Below are 25,208 nucleotides of genomic sequence, written 5' to 3' on the forward strand. Positions count from 1 at the left end.
GGGATTCTCATACCGCAGACGCTGCGTTACCCTTTTTTAGTGATTCGACCGTCTGCACTGGCGCCCGGACTTGGAATGGGAATGTCGCTCCGGACAAAGTCGGTGAAACGGACACAGGCTAGAGGCGGCAGATTTGACTATGTCACAGGGTTTCGGTGCGCACAAAATGGAAGCAGCTGTGGAAGCGCTGACTTCGAGTGGAAGCCAGCGTGAGCCTTCCATGGAAGAGATACTCGCTTCGATCCGACGGATCATTGAAGACAATGACGCGCCCGCCGCGCGCGCGGTGGAAGACGTTGGCGCTGTGGCCAATGGTGTTTCCGCAGATGAACGACCGCAAGAACGCGTGGCGCAGCCGGTGGAGGCGCAGCAGCCTGCCGCCCCGCAGGCCGCAGCCGTTGAAGAGCGCGCCGCGCCATTCCAGCCTGCGCCTGACGTCGAGAGCTTCCGCGCAGGATTGCGCGAGGAGCCTTTCCGGCCATCCGTGAGCGAAAAGCGCGACGAGGGGCGGGCTGCAAACGGTTTTGACTCCAAGCCTGTCGAGCCTGAGCCGGCCGTGGATCACGGTCTCATGCAGCGCCTTGCCGAGGCGCGGCCTGCTGCTGCTCCTGTCGTTGAGGATGTGGCTGACGCGGACGATGCGTCGGATGTCTATTCCTACCGCAGCGTTGAGGAGCAGGAACCCGAAGCCGCATCTCATGAAGATGTTCGTACGGAGGAACTTCCTCAGGTGAAGGCCTCTGCAGATGAAGGCGAGGGCGCGAAACAGGGCATCCTCTCCGAGTACACCGGACGCAAGGTTGCGGCTGCTTTTGGCGAACTGAACGAGGCCTTCGAGGCCAGCCGTCGTCGTCAGCTTGACCAGATGGCCGAGGAAATGCTGCGGCCCATGCTGCAGGACTGGCTCGACAACAATCTGCCCACGATTGTCGAGCGCCTGGTGCGCGAAGAGATCGAACGGATCGCGCGCGGCGGATAAGCCGCGCCGACTGCCGGTTGACTTGATCTGACCCTTCGGCTTTACACCCTGCTGTGAACGGACCAGACTTCTGGTTTACTGTCTCGACAGTGCGTTTCTCCGTTTCATGAAGCGGCGGGGCGGGCTGACCATTTGACTCCATGCAATTCCGGGCGAAAATCCGGTTTCCAATTTTTCCGGAATTGCTCTAGCGCGGAAACCCTCATGCTTGAAAAGACTTACGACGCAGCAAGCGTCGAGCCCAAAATCGCCGCACGCTGGGAAGAGGCCGAGGCCTTCAAGGCTGGCGCCGGCGCCGAACCTGGCGCGGATCCCTTCACCATCGTCATTCCGCCGCCCAACGTGACCGGTTCGCTGCACATGGGCCACGCGCTCAACAACACGCTGCAGGACATCATGGTGCGCTTCGAGCGCATGCGCGGCAAGGACGTGCTCTGGCAGCCGGGCATGGACCATGCGGGCATCGCCACGCAGATGGTGGTCGAGCGCCAGCTCATGGAAAAGCAGCAGCACCGCCGCGACATGGGCCGCGAGAAGTTCGTCGACAAGATCTGGGAATGGAAGGCGGAGTCCGGCGGCGCGATCATGAACCAGCTCAAGCGGCTGGGCGCGTCCTGCGACTGGTCGCGTGAGCGTTTCACCATGGATGAGGGCCTGTCGAAGGCCGTGGTCGAGGTGTTCGTCTCGCTCTACAAGCAGGAGCTGATCTACAAGGACAAGCGCCTCGTCAACTGGGATCCGAAGCTTCTGACGGCGATTTCGGATCTTGAGGTCGAGCAGATCGAGACCAACGGCAATCTCTGGCATTTCCGTTACCCGCTCGCCGACGGGCTGACCTATGAGCATCCCTACAGGCTGGACGACGAGGGCAACCGCGTCATCTGGCGGCCGTCCGATGGGCAGCCGGATGGCTATGAGACGCGCGACTATGTGGTGGTCGCCACGACGCGTCCGGAAACGATGCTGGGCGATTCCGGTGTTGCGGTTCACCCCGACGATCCGCGCTACAGGGATCTGATCGGCAAGAACGTTCTCCTGCCGCTGGTCGGCCGCCGCATTCCGATTGTTGGCGACGAATATCCGGACCCGGAAGCGGGCACCGGCGCGGTGAAGATGACGCCTGCGCACGACTTCAACGATTTCGAGGTCGGCAAGCGGCATGATCTGGCGCAGATCAACGTGATGGCGACGGACGCAACGATCACGCTGAAAGGCAATGAGGCGTTTCTCGAGGGGCTGGAAGGCGCTGATGCGCCGCTCGCCCGCACGATCGCCGAGCTTGACGGCGTCGACCGCTTCGACGCGCGCAAGATGATTGTCGCGATGATGGAAGAGGCCGGGCTTCTGGAGAAGATCGAGCCGCACAAGCACATGGTGCCCCATGGTGACCGTGGCGGCGTGCCGATCGAGCCGTTCCTGACCGACCAGTGGTATGTCGACGCGAAAACGCTGGCGAAGCCGGCGATTGCATCGGTGCGCGAGGGCCGCACGAAGTTCGTGCCGAAGAACTGGGAAAAGACCTATTTCGAGTGGATGGAGAACATCCAGCCCTGGTGTGTTTCCCGTCAGCTCTGGTGGGGCCATCAGATCCCGGCCTGGTACGGCCCGGACGGGCAGGTCTTCGTCGAGAAGGACGAGGAGACGGCGCTCGAGGCCGCGATCCAGCACTACATCTCGCATGAAGGCCCCTGGAAGGCCTGGGTTGAGGACAAGCTGGAGAACTTCAAGCCGGGCGAGATCCTGACCCGCGACGAGGACGTGCTCGACACGTGGTTCTCTTCGGCGCTGTGGCCGTTCTCGACGCTCGGCTGGCCGGACAAGACACCTGAACTCGCACGCTACTATCCGACCTCGGTTCTGGTGACCGGCTTCGACATCATCTTCTTCTGGGTTGCCCGGATGATGATGATGGGCATGCACTTCATGGAAGAAGAGCCGTTCCACACGGTCTACGTCCATGCGCTGGTGCGCGACAAGTCGGGCGCGAAGATGTCGAAGTCGAAAGGCAACGTCATCGACCCGCTCGAGCTGATCGAGGAATATGGTGCGGACGCGCTGCGCTTCACGCTCACGATCATGGCCGCACAGGGCCGTGACGTGAAGCTCGACCCGGCGCGCGTTGCGGGCTACCGCAATTTCGGCACCAAGCTCTGGAACGCGACGCGTTTCGCCGAGATGAACGGCGTCAAGCGGGACGAGAACTTCCGTCCCGAAAACGCGAAGCTCGCCATCAACCGCTGGATCCTGACGGAGCTGACGCGCGCGGCAAAGGGCATCACGGAAGGCATTGAGGCCTACCGCTTCAATGAGGCGGCAGGCACGGCCTATCGTTTCGTGTGGAGCCTGTTCTGCGACTGGTATCTGGAGCTTCTGAAGCCGGTGTTTGCCGGTGAGGACGAGGAGGCCAAGGCCGAGGCCCGGGCCTGTGCGGCCTATGTGCTCGACGAGACCTACAAGCTTCTGCATCCGATGATGCCCTACATGACGGAAGAGCTGTGGGCGCATACCGGCGGTGACGCCGGGCGCGACGCCGTTCTGGCGCTGACCCGCTGGCCGGCCCTCGATTTCGTGGATGAGGATGCGGCAGCCGACATCAACTGGCTTGTCGACCTCGTTTCGGGCATCCGTTCGGTGCGCGCAGAGATGAACGTGCCGCCGTCTGCGACGGCTCCGCTCGTTGCGGTCGGTGCGGATGAGGCCATGCGTGCGCGCATCGCCCGCCATGATCCGGCCATTCGCCGTCTGGCGCGTGTCGGCGAGCTTGGCTTTGCCGGTGAAGCGCCGAAGGGCTCGGCGCAGATCGTGCTTGGCGACACCACTTTCTGCCTGCCACTGGGCGACCTGATCGACCTGTCGGCGGAAGCCGCGCGGCTTGAGAAGGAGATCGCCAAGACGTCTTCCGAGATGCAGCGTCTTGAAAAGAAGCTGGGCAATGAGAAGTTCGTGGCCAATGCGCCGCAGGAGATCGTTGCCGCCGAGCGCGAAAAGTTCACCGAGTTCGCCGATGCGAAGGGCAGGCTGGAAGTGGCGCTCGCCCGCGTGAAGGAAGCCGGGTGACGAAACTGCGCCAGTCTCTCTGAAGGGCCGGCGTCAGCTTGAAGACAATCAGGGCCGCGTCCGTCGAAAGGTGGGCGCGGCTTTTGTATGTCCGCTTGCGATTCGCCTGAATGGGAAGTCCACAAGGGGAAGCGCGACGCTTTCAACAAGCGGATCGTGACAGTTTCTTGAAGAACTCAAGGTTGTGTTGCGCCTGTGCAACACTGGCGTCATTTGTGGTGCTCACCATGTCAGAATGTGTCAGATTCAGGGGTTTTTTAAGGCGTGGATGGCAAGACTCAAGCTAACCGCAACCGTTGTCGCCTGCCTATTCAATAGGTGTATTACGTTGACGTAAGCGTGAGGTGCGACAAACTGTACAAAGGCCAATTGTGGTGGGGCATGGCGCTGCTATCCTCCCATCGGACAATTGGAGGAGAGGGTTCTCATGGGTTTTGTTCGCTTTGTTTCGGCAGCGTTGTTGTCTTCGGCTGCGGTGGGCGCCGCTCAGGCCGGCGGGCTGGAGCGCGGTGGTTACAATGTTGATCTACTGTTCAATCCGGCACCGTTCGCTGCGGAGGCGACCGGCACCTATGTGATGCCACAGCGTAAGCTCGACAATGTTGTCGATATGGACCCGAGTGATGGCACGCCGGCGGGGCCGTCGCAGGGGGTGAAGGATACGGAGAGCTACTTCTCCCCGCGTCTCGGCCTCAAGGTCGGGATTGGCGAGCAGGTGGACTGTCTGGTCGACTATTCGGAGCCGTGGGGCGTGCACACCAATCCTGGCGCGAACTGGGCAGGTGCAAACCAGAACATTGAGACCAAGGTCAACAGCCACAGTTTTGGTGGGACCTGCTCCTACAAGATGCAGGCAGGGAAGGGCCAGTTCCGTGTGCTGGGTGGTGTGTTCTACCAGAAGCTTGAAGGCTTCAAAGAACGTCAGGTCTATTTCCCAACGCTCGCTGGCAATGGTATCGGGCGACTTGACCTTGAAGGCAGTGGCGTTGGCTGGCGTGTTGGCGCAGCCTATGAAATTCCTGAAATCGCATTCCGTGCGAGCCTCGTCTACAACTCTCGCGTCAAGCTGGATGATGTGACGGGAACGCTTGATCTTTCCAGGATACCCGGAGCCGTGAAACCGCCTCTAGCCGGGCAAATAACACCGGTTTTCGGTTCGGCTGAAATGCCGGAGACAGTAGAACTCAAGCTTCAGTCCGGCATCGCGCCTAACTGGCTGGCCTTCGGGTCTGTCAAATGGGTCAACTGGAGCATTCTGCAGTCCATCCCGTTCTGCCCGGAATATACACGGGGCATGGCCTGCACGACGACCGGCCCCACACGCGCCACGTCGCTTGATCTTCTGTACCGGGACGGCTGGACGGTTTCCGGTGGTCTTGGCCACAAGTTCAATGAGCAGTGGAGCGCTGCGGCGAGCTTGACCTGGGATCGCGGCACCTCGAAGGGCTTTGGTCATCAGGCCGATTCCTGGACGCTTGGCGGCGGTGTTGCCTATACGCCCAACGAGAATGTGGAGATGCGCCTGAGTGGAGCGCTCGGCATTCTGACCTCGGGTGAATCCGGCGCCATCGTGGGCGATGACGGACGGGTCTATGGTGACGACGTCTCCTACACCTTCGGCAATGATCTGGTTGGCGCGCTCTCCGCCTCCATGAAGGTGCGCTGGTAACGCGTCGCGCAGACTGCTTTTCGAGACCCGGCTTCGGCCGGGTCTTTTTGTTTGGGGAACGGGTGAAAATGCCATGCATTTTTGCATGGCTTGGGCAGTTCGGCGGATCCGAAGGCTTGTACTGCGCCGGATTTTGCAGCACATAAGAGGCAGTCACCCGGTCCGGGCCCCTCTGGCAGGCAAGGCGTTGCCTGTGATGTCGGATCGAACGACAACGCGCAAACGCGGCGCAAACCTCGTATCCTTCCAATGACAACCCATGATTGGCTCTGGCCCGGCTTTCTAGCTTTTGTGGCCGTTATTCTCTTTTTCGACCTTTTTGTCCTGCATCGCCGCGATCACGTGATCACCACGCGTGAGGCGATGAAAACCGTTGCCGGCTATGTGGCGCTCGCCATGGTCTTTGCAGCAGGCGTGTTCTACTTCGGCGGCAAGGACCGCGGCGCCGAATTTCTGACCGGTTATCTGGTCGAGCAGGCGCTTTCCCTCGACAACATTTTCGTCATCGCGCTCATCTTCACCTATTTCAAAGTGCCGTCGGAGGCCCAGTACCGGGTTCTCTTCTACGGCATTCTTGGCGCGATCGTGATGCGTCTCTCGCTGATCGTGCCGGGCGTGAAGCTCGTTGACCAGTTCATGGTGATCGGCATGGCGCTTGGCGCGCTGCTGGTTTTCTCCGGCTTCAAGATGATGACGTCCGACGACGAAATGGTGGACCCCGGCGAAAGCCGGATCGTGAAGCTGTTGATGCGCACCGGACGCGTGACGGAAGAGTATGAAGGCTCGCGCTTCCTGACGCGGCGCAACGGCCTTCTCTACATGACCCCGCTTTTCGTGGTTCTGGTCACGGTGGAGTTCACCGATCTCATCTTCGCGGTGGATTCGATCCCTGCGGTGCTGGCGATCTCGAACGATCCCTTCATCGTTTTCTCGTCCAACGTCTTTGCGGTGATGGGGCTGCGCGCCATGTTCTTCGTGCTTTCGGGCATGATGCGCAATTTCAAATACCTTCAGACGGGCCTGTCGCTCGTGCTGATGTTCATCGGCTTCAAGATGCTGATCGCGCACTGGATCAAGATCCCGTCGCCGGTGGCACTCTCTGTTACGGCACTCCTGATCGGCGGGTCGGTCGTGATCTCCATCCTTGCGCGCAAGCGCGAAGAACAACGGGCTCGGTCCTGATTTGATGCTCCGGGGCAGGGCGTGTTTTCGCCCTGTCCGACACCCCGAAGTCTACGCACAGACTTCTGTGCCCATTTGGCAACAGTTTCTCAATAAGCATTCGGCTAAGACTAGCGTGGGACGGAACGTCAATTTCCCGCCATAAACCCGGCGCATCGAAAATGCTCGATGGCGCTCGGGATACAACCGAATGTTCAGGAGAATGCCGCGCGCTGCGGATGGGGTAGTTATGGACGCTAAAGCAATTTCGAAAGACAAACTTCCAAGCCGATACGTGACGGTGGGCCCGGCAAAGGCGCCGCATCGCTCCTATCTTTACGCCATGGGGCTTTCGGAGGACGAGATCGCGCAGCCGCTCGTGGGTGTTGCCACCTGCTGGAACGAGGCGGCGCCGTGCAACATTTCGCTTATGCGCCAGGCGCAGGTGGTCAAGAAGGGCGTTGCAGCCGCTCATGGCACGCCGCGCGAATTCACCACCATCACCGTGACCGACGGCATCGCCATGGGCCACCAGGGCATGAAGTCTTCGCTGGTGTCGCGTGAGGTCATCGCCGACTCGGTCGAGCTGACCATGCGCGGCCACTGCTATGACGCGATCGTGGGCCTCGCCGGCTGCGACAAGTCGCTGCCGGGCATGATGATGGCGATGGTTCGCCTCAACGTGCCGTCCGTCTTCATCTATGGCGGTTCGATCCTTCCCGGTAATTACCGTGGTCGCCAGATCACCGTTCAGGACGTGTTCGAGGCCGTTGGCCAGCACTCCGTCGGCTCGATCTCCGACGCCGACCTGACCGAAATCGAGCAGGCGGCCTGCCCGTCGGCCGGTTCCTGCGGCGCGCAGTTCACCGCCAACACGATGGCGACGGTTGCCGAGGCCATCGGCCTGGCGCTGCCTTATTCCTGCGGTGCGCCGGCTCCCTACGAGATGCGTGACCGGTTCAACTACGCGGCAGGCGAAAAGGTGATGGAACTCATCGCCAAGCAGATCCGCCCGCGCGACATCGTTACCCGCAAGGCGCTGGAGAACGCCGCTGCCGTGGTTGCCGCTTCGGGCGGTTCGACCAACGCCGCGCTGCACCTGCCGGCGATTGCCAACGAGGTCGGCATCGACTTCACGCTGTTTGACGTTGCCGAGATCTTCAAGAAGACCCCGTACATTGCCGACCTGAAGCCGGGCGGCAAATACGTGGCCAAGGACATGTTCGAGGCCGGCGGTATTCCGCTCCTCATGAAGACGCTTCTGGAGCATGGCTTCTTACACGGTGATTGCATGACGGTGACTGGCCGCACAATTGCCGAAAACATGGAGCATGTTCCGTGGAATGAAGAACAGGACGTCGTTCGTTCGGCGGATAACCCCATCACGAAGACCGGCGGTGTGGTTGGCCTCAGGGGCAATCTGGCTCCGGAAGGTGCAATCGTGAAGGTCGCCGGTATGAAGAACCTGGAGTTCACGGGCCCGGCGCGCTGCTTCGATTCCGAAGAGGAATGCTTCGCAGCCGTTCAGAACCGGAACTACAAGGAAGGCGAAGTGCTCGTCATCCGTTACGAAGGCCCGAAGGGCGGACCCGGCATGCGCGAGATGCTTGCCACCACGGCCGCACTTTACGGTCAGGGCATGGGCGACAAGGTTGCGCTCATCACCGATGGCCGCTTCTCCGGCGCAACGCGCGGCTTCTGCATCGGCCATGTCGGGCCTGAGGCTGCGGTCGGCGGACCGATCGGTCTGCTGAAGGATGGCGACATGATCACGATCAATGCCGTTGACGGCACGATCGACGTGGCGCTCAGCGATGAAGAACTCGCAGAGCGCGCCAAGGATTGGAAACCGCGTGAGACAGACTATCAGTCGGGCGCGATCTGGAAGTATGCCCAGACGGTTGGTCCGGCTCGCGATGGCGCGGTGACCCATCCCGGGGCTAAGAAAGAAACGCACTGTTATGCGGATATTTGAAGCAGGGAAAACAGCTGTTCTTGCCGGCCTGGTAGCGTCCTTCGTGGCGCTACCGGGAGCCGCTTACGCGCTCGACGAGAACGCCGTGATCCAGGAGCCGGAGAAGCGCAGCCCGTGGGCCGTGTTCCGCTTCGGCTTCTCTGCCTACAAGCGCGGCGAGAAGCAGGAAGCCGTCGAGGCCTACCGCTACGCCGCTGAAAACGGTCAGGTCGGCGCGCGCTGGAAACTGGCGCGCATGTATGCCGAAGGCGATGGCGTTGCGCGCAACGACTACGAAGCCTTCAAGTTCTTCTCTGCGGTTGCGCAGCAGGAAGTGCGTCCGGGCAGCCCTGACGAGACCTACATTTCCGATGCGCTTGTGGCGCTTGGCAAATATCTCAAGGCTGGTATTCCCGACAGCCCGATCCGCGCCAATCCGCTGGCCGCGCAGGAACATTTCATGCGTGCGGCTGCGACCTATCGCAATTCCGAGGCGCAGTATCAGGTCGGCCGAATGTTCCTGAACGGCGAGGGCGTTGCACAGAGCGTGCAGCAGGCCGCCCGCTGGTTCCAGCTGGCTGCTGAAAAGGGCCATTCCGGCGCGCAGGCGATGCTCGGACACATCCTGTTCGAGAGCGGGCGCGTGGTGAAGGGGCTGGCGATGATGACCGCTGCGCTCGACCATGCCGCACCAAACGATGTGGGCTGGATCCGCGGTATGCAGGAGCAGGCCTTTGCGCTGGCCGGCGAATCGGATCGCCGCACGGCAATCGCACTGGCGCATGATCTGCGCGAAAACGGCTTCGACTGAAGCATGAAACCCGGCGGGGCTATTTCCCGCTGGTGGCGGCGCTCAGCCGCGTGACTGTCGGATCAGACAGTTTCTCTGGAAGCCTTGCCGTCTCAACGCAGGGGCGATCCAGAACCTTCCATGAAGAATTGTTGAGCACCATCTCGCAGCGCGCGAGGCGCGGGCCGTCCGGCATTGCCAGACAGGCCGTTTCGCCCTGCGCGAAGGTCTTGCCATTGGCGCGGCACGCACATTCGGGCGCAGCAGATGCTGCGACCGGCAGGCAGAGTGTTGTCGCCAGTGCGACGACCGGGAAGGACCGGAACATGCCCATAACCCGCAAATGATAGCACGCAAGCGCGGCGCGGGCCATCAAGCGGCTTTGAGGGGCAGGACCCCAAGGGGCAGAACGCGGGGCGTTTGCCTCAGGCGGGGTTGAGCTTCAGATCGACAACGACCGGCACGTGATCGGAGGGTTTCTCCCAGCCGCGCGTGTGCTTTTCCACCGTGACGGACCCCAGATGGTCTGCGGCCTCTGGCGACAGCATCAGGTGATCGATGCGGATGCCATTGTTCTTCTGCCAGGAGCCACCCTGATAATCCCAGAATGTGTAGACGCCGGCTTGATCATTGACGGCGCGCAGTGCGTCCGTGAAGCCGAGTGCGCCGAGACGACGGAAGGCCTGGCGGCTTTCGGGCCTGAACAGGGCGTCACCCACCCAGGCGTCCGGGTTTTTCGCATCTTCGGGCTCGGGAATGACGTTGTAGTCGCCGGCAAGAACGAGCGGCTCTTCGAGTTTCAGGCGCTCTGCGCTCCAGCGCTCGAGCCGCTCCATCCAGCCAAGTTTGTAGGGGAATTTCTCGGTGTCGACGGGGTTGCCGTTTGGCAGGTAGAGCGACACGACCCTGAGAACGCCCTTGTCGGTGGAGAAGACGCCTTCGATGAAGCGGGCCTGTTCGTCGCTGTCATCGCCGGGCAGGCGGCGGTTGACCTCGTCGAAAGGCAGTTTGGAAAGAATGGCGACGCCGTTAAAGCCCTTCTGGCCATGGGTCTCGACATTGTAGCCGAGCGCCTCGATGGCCTCGCGCGGGAACAGTTCGTCGACGGATTTGATCTCCTGCAGGCAGGCGATGTCCGGGCTGGACTCGCTGAGCCAGTGCAGCAGATTGTCGATGCGCGCCTTGACGCCGTTGATGTTCCAGGTAGCGATCTTCATGGGGGCCCTTCCACAGCTCAACCTCTTCTTAGGTTGGACGGGAAGGGGCCGCAACCGCCTTGTGCAGGATACTGACAGCCCATGCCTTGCGCGCCCTATTGCGCGGCCGGGCTGCCTCGCAGGCGGAAGGGCAGACCGGAGAGAAGCGCCTCGACATAGCGGCGGCGCTGATAGAACCCGTTGAGCGAGACGCGGGGCAGGGCTGCGAGCGCGTCGCGTGCGCCGGGCAAGAGCAGGCCGGGCTGCGTGGTGACCGCAGCGGCAAAGCCCGCCTGTTCCACGGCGGCGATTTCGCGTGCGCCGACGGCGGACGGATAGCCATAGGGATAGGCGAAGGTCGTGGGAGAAACGCCCACATAGCCGCGAAGCTTCGAGGCGGAGGCGGAAAGCTCTTGATGGAGGCGGGCGTCGTTGACCTTGCGCAAATTGGCGTGGGTCAGCGTGTGCGCGCCGAAACGGGCAAGTGGATCGCCTGCAAGATCGGCAAGCTCTTCCGCGCTCATGGTGAGGCGTTCGGTGATCTCCAGCGGATTGACGCCATGGGCCAGCGCAAGATCGTCCAGCAGCGCGATTGCCGCTTCTTCGTCCTGCGCATCCGTCACGAGATCCGACAGCCGGTCAAACAGGGCGATCTTGGCCATGCGGGTGCCGGCGCTCACGCGCCCATCGACGCCGATGCGTGCGAGGTCGACCGTTTCGCAGCACATGGTGATTTCCTGCGCCGTCTTCCACCAGATCGAGCGGCTGCGCTCGACGAAGCCCGAGGTGATGAAGATCGTGTAGGGAATGCCGTGACGCTGGAACACGGGCGCGGCAAAGCGGGCATTGTCGCGATAACCGTCATCGAGCGTGAAAGAAACATAGCGGCGTGTGTCGCTCTCGTCGGCCAGGCGTTCGGGCAGGTCTTCGAGCGCGATGGGGGTGAGCCCCTGCGTGCGCGCGGCGTTGATCGCTTCTTCAAGAAAAGCGGGCGTGATGCTGAGCCACGCATTGGGCGTCCAGCCTGGCGGCGTCTGCGGATCCACGTGATGCAGGGCGAAGATGACGCCGCGTGCCGGCGTTTTCGATGGCAGGCCTGTCCTTAGGGCAATGGCTGAACCTTCCAGGCCAGCCCGGATCAACGCGTAGCGAGCGGATCTCTTGAGGGCTTGGAGTGGCAGCATCAGGCGTTCGGCGTCTTTCCGCGGGCTAGCATTGATTTTGAACGGTGGGACCGGGCTCATGTGAGCCCGGTCCGGTCAGGGCTGGGAACAAGGCGATCCAAACAGAAAAAGCTGAAGAATTTCCTTCGCGAAAAGCTTCAATGCTGCGGACGCTTACTGTTTGAATCCGTGTCTGTCTTTCAAAAAATTATAGATAGTTGCGCGCCCCATTGTGCCCGATGATTTCAAGAAAAGATTTCAGAAAATCTGAAACACAACCGGGGAACGAAATGACACAGACAATGGAGCGCGCCGGCGATGCTTTATCGCGGGCTGATTTGAGCAATCCAGATTATACGCCGCCGCTGATGCAGGCGGTGCCGCTGGGCATTCAGCATGTGCTGGCGATGTTCGTTTCGAACGTCACGCCGGCCATTATCGTGGCGGGAGCGGCCGGTTTCGGTTTTGGCTCCAACTCGCCCGACTTTCCGAATTTGATCTACATGATCCAGATGGCGATGCTGTTTGCGGGCATCGCGACGCTGTTTCAGACAATTGGCATGGGCCCGGTGGGCGCAAGGCTGCCGATCGTGCAGGGCACGAGCTTCGCCTTTCTGCCGGTGATGATCCCGGTCGTGGCCGGGCAGGGCGTGGCCGCCATGGGCGCACTGATGGGCGGTGTCGTGATCGGTGGCATTTTCCACTTCTTCCTGGGCAGCTTTGTCGGACGCCTGCGCTTTGCGCTGCCGCCGCTGGTGACCGGTCTGATCGTTCTCATGATCGGCCTGTCGCTCATTCAGGTGGGCATCCAGTATTCGGCAGGCGGTGTGCCGCTGATCGGCAAGCCGGAATATGGCAGCCTTCAGAACTGGAGCGTGGCGCTGGTCGTGGTTGTCGTGACGCTTCTGCTAAAATTCTTCGCGCGCGGCATGTGGTCGATTGCAGCCGTGCTTCTGGGCCTCATCGCCGGCTATGTGGTTGCGCTCGCCATGGGGATGGTGAGCTTCTCCAATGTTGGCAATGCATCCTGGGTGGCAGTTCCCGTTCCCTTCAAATGGGGCTTTGAACTGGCTGCGCCCGCAATCATCGGCATGTGCTTCATGGCGGTCATCTCGGCCATCGAGACCGTGGGCGACGTGTCGGGCATCACCAAGGGTGGTGCGGGCCGTGAGGCGACGGAGAAGGAAATCTCCGGTGCGACCTATGCCGATGGTCTTGGAACGGCCATTGGCGGCATTTTCGGCGGTCTGCCGAACACCTCGTTCAGCCAGAATGTCGGCCTGATCTCGATGACGGGCGTGATGAGCCGGCATGTGGTGACCTGCGGCGCGGTCTTCCTGATTGTCTGCGGTCTGATCCCCAAGGTGGGCGCAATCATCTCGACTGTGCCGATCACGGTGCTGGGTGGCGGCGTGATCGTGATGTTCGGCATGGTTGCGGCAGCGGGCATCAACATGCTTTCGGAAGTGAACTGGAACCGCCGCAACATGGTGATCTTCGCCGTGTCGCTTTCGGTCGGGCTCGGGCTTCAGATGGAGCCGGCAGCACTCCAGCACCTGCCGAAGACGGCGCAGATCCTGCTGACCTCCGGCCTGTTGCCGGCGGCATTCCTGGCCATCGTCCTTAACCTGATCCTGCCTGAAGAGGTTGGTGTCGAAAACGAAGCATGAGTGCATGCGTCTTCGGGGCATTGTCCCGAAGACGCACAATTGTCAGGACTGGGGCTTCTCAGGGACGGATGACGGGCGGCGTTTCTGCGTTGCCGATGAAGACGGCGAGAATGCGGGCCGGCTTGTCGCCCACCACGCGGCCATTGTGCCATGTGTTGAGCGCCTCGATGAAGCTGTCGCCGGCCTTGAAGGTCTTCTCTTCCTCGCCTTCGTACTGAATGGCGAGTTCACCTTCCAGAATGTGACCGAACAGGGGAACCGTGTGCATGTGACGCCCGGTTTCCTCGCCCGGCATCAGCGTGACCACGACCGCCTTCAGCTCGGCCTCGCCATTCGGGTAGATGAGCTTCTGATCAAGGATGGTGCTCTTCGTGTCGAGGAGCGGCTGGACCCGCTGATAATCGGCCTTCGGAGCCTGATCGTCGGCGCGGGCGGGCGTGTGCATTGACGCCAGCAATGCGGGGAGCACGAGAAGCCCCGCCATATCTCGTCTGTTCATGAAATAACCTTTTAAAACAAATATATAGTTGAATAAAAATACCCATTGAGGCGGTCGCCCTTGTAACGGGTTCAGCCGCTGCGTCAATCGGGTTCTGGCTGTGACAGAGCGCCCACGGAAAGAATGCGCCGGAAAATGCGCACGAAAAAAAAGCGCCGCGCAGGGTGCGCGACGCTTTTGTCTGAAAAGGATCTTTGGATCAGATGGAGAAACTGGTTCCGCAGCCGCAGGAGGCGACGGCGTTCGGGTTTCTGATCTGGAAGGACTGGCCGATCAGGTCGTCGACAAAATCGATCACCGAGCCGCCCATATAGACCAGCGAGAGATCGTCGATCAGGACGGTGGCTCCGTCCCGCTCAATGGCGTGGTCGTCCTCATTGCGCTCACCGACCAGGTCGAATGCATAGGAGAAACCGGAGCAGCCGCCGCCCTCGACGGACACGCGCAGGGCGATCTTGCCCGGCTCGTCCTTGAGGATTCTGGTAATGCGCCGGGCCGCAGCCTCGGTCAGTTCAACGCTCTTCATTTCCGTTCCCGCGTCCATGCCCATGGTGGTTGTCCTGACGGTCACCTTGCGTTCGTGTTCATGGAATAGGTATGAAGCCGCAGGCGGCAAGTCAACCTGAGCAACGCAGTCGGGTTTGTCCGAGTGGTGCGGTTGGGGTTGAAACAGCAACAGCGGCAGGCCTGAAACGGTCTGCCCCAACGGTGTGGCGGATCATGAACAGTGAACAGGGTTTGCGGGACATCGGCTTCGGGTATCGGCCAAGGGCGGTTTACGCCACGGACCCGGCGGCCTCGCGCGGGCGACTTTTTGCAGAACCGGAAAGCCCGACACGAACGCCTTTCCAGCGTGACCGCGACAGGATCATCCATTCGACCGCTTTTCGCCGGCTGAAGCACAAGACGCAGGTTTTCATCGCCCATGAGGGCGACCATTACCGCACGCGGCTGACCCATTCCATCGAGGTGGCGCAGATCGCCCGCGCTCTGGCGCGGGCGCTGTGTTGCGACGAGGATCTGGCGGAAGCCATCGCGCTGGTTCACGATTTCGGCCACACGCCATTCGGCCATACGGGCGAAGATGCGCTCGACGAATGCATGGCGCGCTGGGGCGGGTTTGATCACAACGCACAGTCGCTGCGGATCGTGACGGAACTTGAGAACCGCTATGCCGAGTTCGACGGGTTGAACCTTTCCTGGGAAACGCTGGAAGGGCTGGTGAAGCACAATGGCCCGCTGATGGATGCACAGGGCAGGGGGCTCGAGGGGCCGGTGCCGCAGCCCATTCTGGATTATGTGGCGCGGCACGATCTGGAGCTGGCGCGCTATGCGGGCATCGAGGCCCAGTGCGCGGCCATTGCCGACGACATTGCCTACAACGCCCATGACATCGATGACGGTTTGCGCTCGGGCCTGCTCACGCTCGACATGATGGCGGGCGTTGGCCTGCCGGGAAGAATTCTGAGCGCGGTTGAGGAACGCTATCCCGATCTCGATCCGGTGCGGCGCGGGCATGAGCTGATGCGCCGGCAGATCACGGTGATGGTCGAGGATGTGATCGTGGCGTCAAGGCAGCGTCTGGAAGAACTGAAGCCCGCGAATGCGGACGATGTGCACGATGCGGGACAGACGATTGTGGCCTTCTCCGACGGCATGGCGGCGGATGAAAAGGAGCTGAAGCGCTTCCTTTATGCCAATCTCTACCGGCATGAGACGGTTGTGGCGGTGCGGGCCAATGCCGACCGCATCGTGAAGGACCTGTTCGACGCTTATTTCGACAATCCACGCCAAATGCCGGAGGGCTGGCGCGAGGGGCTGGATGTGGCGCAAGACGCTGAAAAGGCGCGGCATGTGGCCGATTTTCTGGCCGGCATGACCGACACCTACGCGGTGAAGGAACATCGACGTCTGTTTGACCAGACTCCTGAATTGAGCTAGTGCCAACCGCAATTCCGCCACCGGGCGGACGGTATCTTTCAACCGAACCTTTTTCAGGACATCGTCCATGAACATTTTCGCCGATTTTTCGGATCGGGTCGCAAAGACCATTGAAGCCCTTGGCCTGCAGGCCAGCAACGGTGAGCCGCTTGACCTTTCGCGCGTCGCCGTGGAGCCGCCGCGAGACGCCAGCCATGGCGATGTGGCGACCAATGCAGCCATGGTGCTGGCGAAGGCCGTTGGCGACAATCCGCGCGCGCTGGGCGAGAAGATCGCCAAGGCGTTCGAGGCCGATCCGGATGTGGCGGTTGCCTCCGTGGCCGGTCCCGGCTTCGTGAACCTGAAGCTGAGCGACAGCTTCTGGCAGGCGCGGCTTGGCGAGATGCTTGATCTTGGCACGAATTATGGCCGTTCGCAGCTCGGCAGGGGCGAGAAGGTGAACGTGGAATATGTGTCGGCCAACCCGACCGGCCCGATGCATGTGGGCCATTGCCGCGGCGCGGTGGTTGGCGATGCGCTGGCCAATCTGCTCGATTTCGCCGGTTATGACGTGGTGCGCGAGTACTACATCAACGATGCGGGCGTGCAGATCGACGTGCTCGGCCAGTCGGTCATGGTGCGCTACCGCGAGGCCCTTGGCGAGAACATCGGCGAAATCCCCGCAGGTCTCTATCCGGGCGATTACCTGAAGCCGGTCGGCAAGGCGCTGGCGGACGAATATGGCACCCGGCTTCTGGAAATGCCGTCCGCAGACGCGATGGCGATCGTCAAGGACAGGACGGTCGAGAGCATGATGCAGATGATCCGCGACGATCTCGCCGCGCTGAACATCCGCCACGACGTGTTCTTCTCCGAGCGTTCGCTGCATGAGGGCAATGGCGGGGCGATCCGTTCCGCGATCAACGATCTGACCATGAAGGGCCATGTCTACAAGGGCAAGCTGCCGCCGCCGAAGGGGCAGAAGCCGGAAGACTGGGAAGACCGCGAGCAGACCCTGTTCCGCTCCACCGAAGTGGGCGATGACATTGATCGTCCGCTGATGAAGTCGGACGGCAGCTTCACCTATTTTGCCGCCGACGTGGCCTATATGAAGGACAAGCTGGATCGTGGCTTCGAGCATATGATCTATGTGCTGGGCGCTGATCACAGCGGTTATGTGAAGCGGCTTCAGGCCGTGGCGCGGGCGCTGGCCGAAGACAGGGTCGAGCTGACGGTGCTGCTTTGCCAGCTCGTGAAGCTGTTCCGTGGCGGTGAGCCGGTCCGCATGTCCAAGCGGGCAGGCGAGTTCGTGACCCTGCGCGAGGCGGTGGACGAGGTCGGGCGTGATCCGATCCGTTTCATGATGCTCTATCGCAAGAACGATGCGCCGCTCGACTTCGATTTCCAGAAGGTGACCGAGCAGTCCAAGGACAATCCGGTCTTTTACGTGCAGTATGCATCTGCGCGCAGCCACTCGGCTTTCCGCCAGGCGAGCGAGCAGCTGGGCATTGCGGAATTCGGCCGTGAGGAGATGAAGGCGCAGCTTTCGAAGCTTTCCGACGAGGGCGAAATGGCGCTTGTACGCAAGCTCGCCGAGTACCCGCGTCTGGTCGAAAGTGCAGCCCAGGCGATGGAGCCGCACAGGCTGGCATTCTACCTCTACGACCTGGCGAGCCTCTTCCACGCTCAGTGGAATCGCGGCAGCGAGACAGACGACTTACGTTTTGTTAAGGTTAACGATCCAGAATTGACCTACGCCAGACTGGGTCTGGTGCAGGCAGTTCGTGATGTACTCACATCCGGACTTGCGTTGATCGGGGCCGAGGCGCCTTCAGAGATGCGCTAATCTCATCCCGAAAGGGGTGCGATCGTCTGTCACCTTTTGCCCACATTGCGCTGGTACCCGACAATTGTATGACGTCGCGGGCGTCTACCGAGTGTGAGTGCGGAAAAAGGTATGGCAGATCATAGCCCGAACCAACGTGCGGATAGCGCCGTTTTTGCTGATGATGACCCGTTTGCGGAACTGACCCGCATCATGGGGCATGATCCACGGCGCGCCGAGGATTCTGGCAATGCAGCAGGGCAGGAGGGCGATGATCTCGCCCTCGAGCTTGAGAACGAGCTGCTGGGCGACCTGGCGGAGTTTTCCGACGAGGTTCGCGAAGAACCGGCCGAAGACCACAGCCGTCCGGAAATGCAGACGCAGGACTGGCGCTTCGAAGCGCCGCCGGCGGCTGAAGAGCCCGGAGTGGTGGAGCAGGAGCCCGAAGTGGATCTTGCCTCCGACATGGCAAATGAACTCGACGAGACCTTTGCGGCGAGCTTTGAGAGCGAAATGCGCCTCGAGCCCGTGGAGGAAGCCGTGTCGGCAGACATTTCCGCTTCCCCGGCCGCTTCCATGGCAGAGCCCGAACCGTCGTTTGAGCCTTCCATGGAGCGCGCGTCGGCAGCCGCTGCTCCGGAGCCGCAACAGGTTTCGCAGTACGATGCGTTTGCAGCGCCCGAGGCTCCCGAGGCCCGTCAGGGCCATGAAGCGCCTCCGGCTTTTGACCCGCACGATATCGAACAGCATTTTTCCGAGTTCGACATTGATGCGAGCGCCCGTGAGTTTGCGTCCTTCGCTGCGGAAGAGCAGCAGCCCATCGAGGAAAGCGCGCCGGAGCCAGCCGAGGAGCCGGTCGTAACGTTCGATGAGAGCGATTTTGCCCAGCTCGACAATGATCTTGAAGCTTCGCTTGCAGCCGACAACTGGCAGGTGAGCGACGTATCCGCTCAGCCGGTCGAATCAGACGCGGCCGATACGCGTTACGTGCACGCACAGCCCCTGCACACACAGTCCATGCACTCCCAGCCCATGGTCACGCAACCCATGGACGTGCAGCCAGAGCAGACGGTCGAGACCGACATCACGTCTTCCGCCACTCCCACTGGAGCGGGCGTTGAGGACGAGGACATGTTCCCGGAGCCCGACGCCTGGGCAAGCATGCCTTCTGAGGACACGGATACGGCGGATGCCGTTGCCGGGGATGTTGCATCGACATTCTCCGAAATCGACGTGCCGCCAGCCACCGACATTTCGGCGGCTCTTGCCGACGCCGTTCGGGTTTCGGGCGGTGCGGATCCCTATCTTTCGCCTCAGGCCTTCGCAAATTCCGTTGCGCAGGGGGCTGAAAAGTCTGGTACTGTCGATGCAGACATGGCTGGCGATGACCATGATTTTGCGGCCAGTCTCGAACAGCAACTGACTGCGGGGGCTCTTGCGGAAGAGGAGGTGGCGGAACCCGTCATGGAGCCGCAGAGAGAACCGACCCCCGAAACGAGCTTCGACTGGGGTGATCTTGATTTTGGAGCGCCCGAGGCTCTCCAGTCTGTCGAGACGCATGAGCCAGTCGCGCCCGAGGCAACCGAGACCACACCGGCATCGTCCATTCCGTTCTGGCAGCAGCCTGAAGAGCCGCAGCCGAATGTGAGCTATGGTGGCGGCAGCGAAGCCAGCACGCCGTTCATCGATACGGTCGATGTTCCCGGCAATGAGCGCGTTCCCGTTACCGATTCCGCCCACATCCCGGAATTCGTGAGCGAGCCGGAGCATGCGCTGGCAGCCGAGGCGGATGATCTGGAACTGGCGCTGGCGCGTGCTTTCGGCGATAGCGAAAGCCTGCCCGAGCGTGCAGAGACCAGAAGCGCGGTCGAGGAAACGCCGGCATCGTCCATTCCCAGAGACGCCTATGCCGCAGCTGCCCTTGAGGGCGATGAGCCGCGGCGTCCGCAGGACGATTTCGACTTCGAGACGGCCTTTGCCGACAGCTTTGCCGAAACCGGCGAGTTCGACGATGATTTCGCTGCGGGCAGGGATGCCGGTGCGGCGGTTTCCGGTCGTGCGGAAGCTGCGGATGGATTTGCCCCGGCCATGACGCCCTGGGACGAGCCCGTCGACGAATTTACGCCGGCAGAACAGGCGGCAGCGCCCGCAGCGGCAGCTGCTGCGGCTGCGGCCTCGCGCTCCAACCCGCTCAAGAGCCGTCGCAACACGCTGATCGCGGCTGCGGTTGGTGGTGTTGCCGTGGTTGGCGCGATTGCCTTCTTCGCACTGGGATCCGGTGGCGGCGATGACAACACGGCCCCGGCGGTCGTTCGCGCGGACAGTGATCCGGTCAAGGTGAAGCCTGAAAACCCGGGCGGCCAGCAGGTCCCCAATCAGGACAATCAGGTCTATCAGCGTGTGACCGGTGGTGAGACGGACAGCGATCCCGCGCAGGAGCGCCTGGTGTCCACGGCAGAGGAGCCCGTCGAGGTTCCGCTTGCCGCACCGAAGTCGGAAGAACGTCTTGATCCGAATGCAGGCGACACCGCAGCGCCGACCAGTGAGCCGGTGACGGCAATGACCCCGCGCCGCGTGCGCACCATGGTGGTTCGTCCCGACGGAACGATTGTTCCGCGCGAGCCGGAAGCTCCGGTGCAGACGGCGACGGAAACGGCGGGCGCGCCTGCTGCGACCGGCAATGCACAAGAGGTTGCGCCTGACGCAAGGCTGGCGGCAGCCGGTGAGAATGCGCCTGCTTCCGGCACAGCCCAGACGGGTGCCGGCGAAACGGCCGCCGCCCCGAATGTGCAGGCGCCGGTGCCGACATCGCGGCCTGCAGCGCCGGCGGCGCCGCAGCAGCCAGCTGCACAGCAGCAGTCTTCGCAGGTGGCCGCAGCCCCGAGCCAGCCGACGCAGCCTGTCGCACAGGCTCCGGCTCCCGCACCGGTGACCACCGGTACGGATGGCTGGTCGGTGCAGATCTCTTCGCAGCCGACCGTGGAAGCGGCGCAAAAATCCTATCAGGACATGGCGCAGCGCTACGGGAACCTGCTGACCGGCAAGGGCGTGAACATCGTCAAGGCGGAGATCGCAGGGAAGGGCACTTACTATCGTGTGCGCATTCCTTCTTCTTCGAAGGACGATGCAATCCGTCTCTGCTCGCAGCTCAAATCGGCTGGCGGAAGCTGCTTCGTCTCGAAGTAGGTTTCGCAGACACTCCAGTCAAAACCGCCGCCATTGCGCGGCGGTTTTTTGTTTTCTTTTCCAGATTCGTGCGCCCGGCTATCCTGTGGGCATGAGCGAATCAAAATCCATGATCCTCGGCGCGACCGGGACCAAGCTGACGGCGGACGAAATCGCCTTCTATCGAAACGAGCGTCCCTGGGGGTTCATCCTCTTTGCGCGCAATATCGCGGAGGCCGGGCAGCTGAGTGACCTTGTCGCCTCCATGCGCGACAGCGTCGGGCGGCCGGATGCGCCGGTTTTCATCGATCAGGAAGGCGGAAGGGTGCAGCGGCTGCGACCGCCCATGGCCGCCAATTATCCGACGGCTTCGGAGCTTGGCAGGATTTACGACAAGGATCCCGAGGCCGGCGTGCGCGCTGCCTGGCTGATGTCGCGTCTGCACGCGATGGACCTTAAGCGCTACGGCATTACCGCTGACTGTCTGCCGGTTCTCGATGTGCCGATTGCCGGCGCGCATGACGTGATCGGCGACCGCGCCTATGCGCATGATCCAGAGGCGGTGATTGCGCTCGGACGCGCGGCCAGTGACGGCCTGATGGCCGGTGGCGTGCTGCCGGTGATGAAGCATGTGCCCGGTCACGGGCGCGCGTTCTGCGACAGCCACAAGGCGCTGCCGGAGGTGACGGCCTCGCTGGACGAGCTGCGCGCGCATGATTTCGTGCCGTTCAAGGCGCTTGCCGATCTGCCCATGGCCATGACCGCGCATATCGTTTTCCACGCCATCGATGCGGAGCGTCCGGCGACCACTTCCGAGAAGGTGGTGCAGGAGATCATTCGCGGCGAAATCGGCTTTGACGGGCTTTTGATGAGCGATGACGTCTCGATGCACGCACTTTCTGGGGATTTCTCGGATCGTGCGGAAGCAATCCTTGCGGCAGGCTGTGATCTCGTCCTTCACTGTCACGGCATCATGCCGGAAATGAAGGCCGTCGCCGAAAAAGCGCCGGAATTGTCGGGCAAGAGCCTGGAGCGTGCGAACCGCGCCATGGCGTACCTGACACCGGGTGACGACACTGAAGAATTGGCCGCGCGGGCGGAATTCGAGCAATGCTTCGCGGCGGTCGCCTGATGATAGGAACCACAACGCTTGGCGCAGAGTGCTGAAAAGACAGCCGTCAAACCGGCTCCCATGGAGAAGCTGTGGGACGACAAACCCGATGATCACGGGGTGTCGGAGCCTGCGCTGACGGTCGATGTGGCGGGCTTTGAAGGCCCGCTCGATCTGTTGCTGCATCTGGCGCGTACACAGAAGGTGGATCTGGCGCGCATTTCCGTTCTGGCGCTCGCCGAGCAGTACATCGCCTTCATCGAACAGGTGCGCAAGATGCGCCTGGAGTTGGCCGCCGACTATCTGGTTATGGCGGCCTGGCTTGCCTATCTGAAATCGCGCCTGCTGATCCCCAAGAAACCCGAGGACGAAGAGCCGACGGGTGAGGAGATGGCGGCCCTTCTGCAGTTTCGCCTGAAACGGCTTGAGGCGATGCGTGATGCGGCAGCGCGGCTCGTGAACCGCAACCGGCTTGGCCGGGATGTGTTTGCGCGCGGCATGCCCGAGCCGGTGATCGTGCAGAAGCAGAGCGCTTTCTCCGCTTCGCTCTACGATCTTCTGACGGCCTATGCTGCGCAGCGCCAGCGGCGCGCGGTGACCAATGTGCGCATCGCCAAGCGCGGCGTCTGGTCCCTGAAGCAGGCGCGCGACATTCTGGTGCGGATGATCGGCGATTTTGGCGACTGGACGGCGCTCGATCATTTTCTGATCCGTTACATGACCAATGCCGAGGAGCGGGCGACCGCGACGGCCAGTTCGTTTGCCGCTTCGCTGGAGCTGGTGCGCGAAGGCGCGCTGGAAATCCGGCAGCAGGAGGCTTTTGCGCCCATCTATATGCGCACGGGCAAGAAGGCTCCCGCCAGCCTGTTCGAGGGCTATGATGACTGAAAACAGCAATGTGGTTCCGTTTGTCGCCAATGACGGCGATGAGGAAAGGGAAGAGAGCAAGTCTGTTTCGCCGCATCTGGTGGAAGCCAAGCGCATGGTCGAAGCGATCATCTTTGCCAGCGCCGAACCGGTGCCCGAGCGGGCGCTGGTCGAGCGGCTTCCACAGGGTACGGATGTTGCCGAGGCGCTGGAAGCACTGCGCAGCGACTATGAAAAGCGCGGCATCAATCTGGTTCGCGTGGAAGATTGCTGGGTGTTTCGCACGGCGAGCGATCTTTCCTTCCTGATGAGCCGCAATGCGGTCCAGCAGCGCAAATTGTCGCGCGCCGCGCTCGAGATGCTCGCGGTCATCGCCTATCACCAGCCGGTGACACGGGCGGAGATCGAAGAAATCCGCGGTGTCGAGACCTCCAAGGGCACGCTCGACATTCTGTTGGAGACGGGCTGGGTGAAGATGCGCGGTCGCCGCCGCACGCCCGGACGGCCGGTAACCTACGGAACCAGCACGGAATTTCTCGACCATTTCGGTCTGGCGGAACTGCGTGATCTGCCGGGGATCGAAGAGTTGAAGGGCGCGGGGCTGCTTTCTGCCCGCATGCCGGCCAATTTTGCCGTTCCCCAGCCCATGACAGATCCCGATGAACTCACAGAAGATGAAGATCCGTTGACGGATATCGACCTGGAAGAGCTCGGTCTGTTGACACCGCTCGCAGAGGATGATTGACGGAAGGTCCGCGGGACAGGGGCCGCCTGCGATCCATCCAGGGATACCGGTGCATGGACAGTAAGAAGCAAAGTTCGGCGCGCAGGACAGCCGGCGTCAGCTTTGCGGCGCGTCTCTCCTTCAAGAACATCAGCCACTCCTACGCTTCGGGCGGCCAGACGCTGCGCGATGTTTCGCTTTCGGCCGAGCCGGGCGAGGTGCTGTGCCTTCTGGGGCCTTCCGGCTCCGGCAAGACGACGCTTCTGCGCATTGCCGCCGGCATCGAGGCGCAGCGCGCCGGGCAGGTGTTCCTCAATGAGCGGGAGATTGCGGGGCCGGATGTCTTCCTGCCGCCGGAGAAACGCTCCATCGGCCTGGTGTTCCAGGATTTCGCGCTGTTTCCGCATCTGACGATTCTCGACAATGTGCGTTTTGGCCTGACAGCCCTGTCGGGCGGCGAGGCACGGCAGGAGGCGATGAACGCGCTGGAGCGTGTGGGGCTTGACGGCTATGCCGACGCCTATCCGCATGTTCTGTCCGGTGGCGAGCAGCAGCGCGTTGCACTGGCGCGTGCGCTTGCGCCGCGTCCGGCGGTTCTCCTGATGGATGAGCCGTTTTCCGGGCTCGATTCGCGCCTGAAGGACAATGTGCGCGCCGAAACGCTTGCGATCCTGCGCCAGAGCCGCGCCACGGCCGTCGTGGTGACGCATGACGCCGAGGAGGCCATGCGCATGGGCGACCGGATCGCCCTGCTCAAGGATGGCGGGCTGGTGCAGGTGGGCACCGCCGAAGAACTCTATCACCGTCCTGCCGATCTTTTCGTTGCGGGTTTCTTCTCCGAGATCAACGAATTCGAGGGGCGGGTTCATGCAGGCGCGGTGGAAACGCCGCTTGGACGTTTTTCCGCCGATGGGCTGGAAGAGGGGGCTGCGGCAACGGTCGCGGTGCGCCTTTCCGGCTTCCAGGTGGACCAGAAGGGCGGGGCCGTTCCTGCCCGCATCATCTCGCGCCGGTTCCTCGGCGTGGTGGAATTTCTCGAACTCGCCATTCCCGGCGCGGATCATCATGTCCGGGCGCGTGTGCGCTGTGGACATCTGGAGCCGGGCGTGCGCGATATATGGCTGAATGTCGTCCCGAGCGATGTGCTTGTGTTTGCGAGACAATCGTTTGAACAATCGGGCGAAAGCGCATAAATCAAATCAATGGCAATTGGTGAAAGAGACTGATCATGGGTTCCTTTTCAATCTGGCACTGGCTCATCGTGCTCGTCGTGGTGCTGCTCCTCTTTGGTCGCGGCAAGATCCCCGAGCTGATGGGTGACATGGCCAAGGGCATCAAAAGCTTCAAGAAGGGCATGTCCGACGATGACGAGGACACGACCAAGACGGTCGAGCATCAGGCTGACGAGCCGGTGAAGGACGCAAGCAAGCCGAACAAGAAGAAGTCCGGCTGATTCGG

Annotated in this window: 20 protein-coding genes; 15 read left to right on the forward strand and 5 right to left on the reverse strand. The window is 61.9% G+C overall.

The genetic code is table 11. The features are described 5' to 3' along the window. Positions 1-166: 166 nt before the first annotated feature. The 6 genes from AC4PTT_RS08750 to AC4PTT_RS08775 all read left to right on the forward strand — a co-directional run bounded on the left by AC4PTT_RS08750 (position 167) and on the right by AC4PTT_RS08775 (position 9,631). Positions 167-979, forward strand: a complete 813-nt coding sequence (locus AC4PTT_RS08750) for a PopZ family protein (RefSeq protein ID WP_492162521.1) — start codon at positions 167-169, stop codon at positions 977-979. A gap of 204 nt (positions 980-1,183) precedes the next feature. Then, the gene (locus tag AC4PTT_RS08755; protein ID WP_492162522.1) at positions 1,184-4,036 is read left to right on the forward strand and encodes a valine--tRNA ligase; all 2,853 of its coding nucleotides are present in this window, start codon (positions 1,184-1,186) and stop codon (positions 4,034-4,036) included. Between the two features lie 427 nt (positions 4,037-4,463). Beyond that, positions 4,464-5,705: an OmpP1/FadL family transporter gene (locus AC4PTT_RS08760; RefSeq protein ID WP_492162523.1), complete on the forward strand. Its 1,242-nt coding sequence runs from the start codon at positions 4,464-4,466 to the stop codon at positions 5,703-5,705. Between the two features lie 249 nt (positions 5,706-5,954). Then, on the forward strand, positions 5,955-6,887 hold the full coding sequence (locus AC4PTT_RS08765) for a TerC family protein (RefSeq protein WP_206548870.1): 933 nt from the start codon (positions 5,955-5,957) through the stop codon (positions 6,885-6,887). Between the two features lie 229 nt (positions 6,888-7,116). Continuing rightward, positions 7,117-8,841, forward strand: a complete 1,725-nt coding sequence (gene ilvD / locus AC4PTT_RS08770; RefSeq protein WP_206546373.1) for a dihydroxy-acid dehydratase — start codon at positions 7,117-7,119, stop codon at positions 8,839-8,841. Next, positions 8,828-9,631 (forward strand): tetratricopeptide repeat protein, encoded by an 804-nt coding sequence (locus AC4PTT_RS08775; RefSeq protein ID WP_113155487.1) that lies wholly within the window; start codon positions 8,828-8,830, stop codon positions 9,629-9,631. Before ilvD ends, AC4PTT_RS08775 begins: the two co-directional genes overlap by 14 nt. 19 nt (positions 9,632-9,650) lie before the next feature. Here AC4PTT_RS08775 and AC4PTT_RS08780 read toward each other — a convergent pair whose 3' ends face one another. From AC4PTT_RS08780 to AC4PTT_RS08790, 3 genes are all read right to left on the reverse strand, one after another. Beyond that, positions 9,651-9,938 (reverse strand): hypothetical protein, encoded by a 288-nt coding sequence (locus AC4PTT_RS08780; RefSeq protein WP_206995016.1) that lies wholly within the window; start codon positions 9,936-9,938, stop codon positions 9,651-9,653. Positions 9,939-10,035: 97 nt separating this feature from the next. Beyond that, entirely contained in the window at positions 10,036-10,827 is a 792-nt protein-coding gene (gene xth / locus AC4PTT_RS08785) for an exodeoxyribonuclease III (RefSeq protein ID WP_206546371.1), read from the reverse strand. Positions 10,828-10,922: 95 nt separating this feature from the next. Further along, positions 10,923-11,990: a polysaccharide deacetylase family protein gene (locus AC4PTT_RS08790; protein WP_492162524.1), complete on the reverse strand. Its 1,068-nt coding sequence runs from the start codon at positions 11,988-11,990 to the stop codon at positions 10,923-10,925. 269 nt (positions 11,991-12,259) lie between these two features. Here AC4PTT_RS08790 and AC4PTT_RS08795 point away from each other — a divergent pair, with 269 nt between their 5' ends. Further along, complete coding sequence (locus AC4PTT_RS08795) at positions 12,260-13,639, forward strand: uracil-xanthine permease family protein (RefSeq protein ID WP_206552315.1); 1,380 nt, start codon at positions 12,260-12,262, stop codon at positions 13,637-13,639. 58 nt (positions 13,640-13,697) lie between these two features. On the opposite strand, the gene AC4PTT_RS08800 is transcribed toward AC4PTT_RS08795, so the two are convergent. Further along, positions 13,698-14,138 (reverse strand): cupin domain-containing protein, encoded by a 441-nt coding sequence (locus AC4PTT_RS08800; RefSeq protein WP_224873587.1) that lies wholly within the window; start codon positions 14,136-14,138, stop codon positions 13,698-13,700. Between the two features lie 199 nt (positions 14,139-14,337). Further along, positions 14,338-14,688 carry an iron-sulfur cluster insertion protein ErpA gene (gene erpA, locus AC4PTT_RS08805; protein WP_206995185.1) on the reverse strand — a complete coding sequence of 117 codons (351 nt, stop codon included), beginning with the start codon at positions 14,686-14,688 and terminating at the stop codon, positions 14,338-14,340. A 170-nt stretch (positions 14,689-14,858) separates the two neighbouring features. Here erpA and AC4PTT_RS08810 point away from each other — a divergent pair, with 170 nt between their 5' ends. The 8 genes from AC4PTT_RS08810 to AC4PTT_RS08845 all read left to right on the forward strand — a co-directional run bounded on the left by AC4PTT_RS08810 (position 14,859) and on the right by AC4PTT_RS08845 (position 25,203). Further along, positions 14,859-16,079, forward strand: coding sequence for a deoxyguanosinetriphosphate triphosphohydrolase (locus tag AC4PTT_RS08810; protein ID WP_113155481.1), 1,221 nt, complete (start codon positions 14,859-14,861; stop codon positions 16,077-16,079). 67 nt (positions 16,080-16,146) lie between these two features. Continuing rightward, positions 16,147-17,904 (forward strand): arginine--tRNA ligase, encoded by a 1,758-nt coding sequence (argS, locus tag AC4PTT_RS08815; protein WP_206546367.1) that lies wholly within the window; start codon positions 16,147-16,149, stop codon positions 17,902-17,904. A gap of 111 nt (positions 17,905-18,015) precedes the next feature. Beyond that, on the forward strand, positions 18,016-21,069 hold the full coding sequence (locus AC4PTT_RS08820) for an SPOR domain-containing protein (RefSeq protein ID WP_492162525.1): 3,054 nt from the start codon (positions 18,016-18,018) through the stop codon (positions 21,067-21,069). A 91-nt stretch (positions 21,070-21,160) separates the two neighbouring features. Next, positions 21,161-22,180: a beta-N-acetylhexosaminidase gene (gene nagZ, locus AC4PTT_RS08825; RefSeq protein ID WP_206548875.1), complete on the forward strand. Its 1,020-nt coding sequence runs from the start codon at positions 21,161-21,163 to the stop codon at positions 22,178-22,180. A gap of 60 nt (positions 22,181-22,240) precedes the next feature. Continuing rightward, a complete protein-coding gene (locus AC4PTT_RS08830) occupies positions 22,241-23,047 on the forward strand; it encodes a segregation and condensation protein A (protein ID WP_204360910.1) in 807 nt (268 codons plus the stop codon). Continuing rightward, the gene (gene scpB / locus AC4PTT_RS08835; RefSeq protein WP_113156343.1) at positions 23,040-23,771 is read left to right on the forward strand and encodes an SMC-Scp complex subunit ScpB; all 732 of its coding nucleotides are present in this window, start codon (positions 23,040-23,042) and stop codon (positions 23,769-23,771) included. Before AC4PTT_RS08830 ends, scpB begins: the two co-directional genes overlap by 8 nt. A gap of 53 nt (positions 23,772-23,824) precedes the next feature. Next, a complete protein-coding gene (locus AC4PTT_RS08840; RefSeq protein WP_492162526.1) occupies positions 23,825-24,943 on the forward strand; it encodes an ABC transporter ATP-binding protein in 1,119 nt (372 codons plus the stop codon). Between the two features lie 35 nt (positions 24,944-24,978). Beyond that, positions 24,979-25,203, forward strand: a complete 225-nt coding sequence (locus tag AC4PTT_RS08845; RefSeq protein ID WP_113155475.1) for a twin-arginine translocase TatA/TatE family subunit — start codon at positions 24,979-24,981, stop codon at positions 25,201-25,203. Positions 25,204-25,208 lie beyond the last annotated feature (5 nt).

This window comes from Nitratireductor sp. WH36-1, assembly GCF_058725515.1.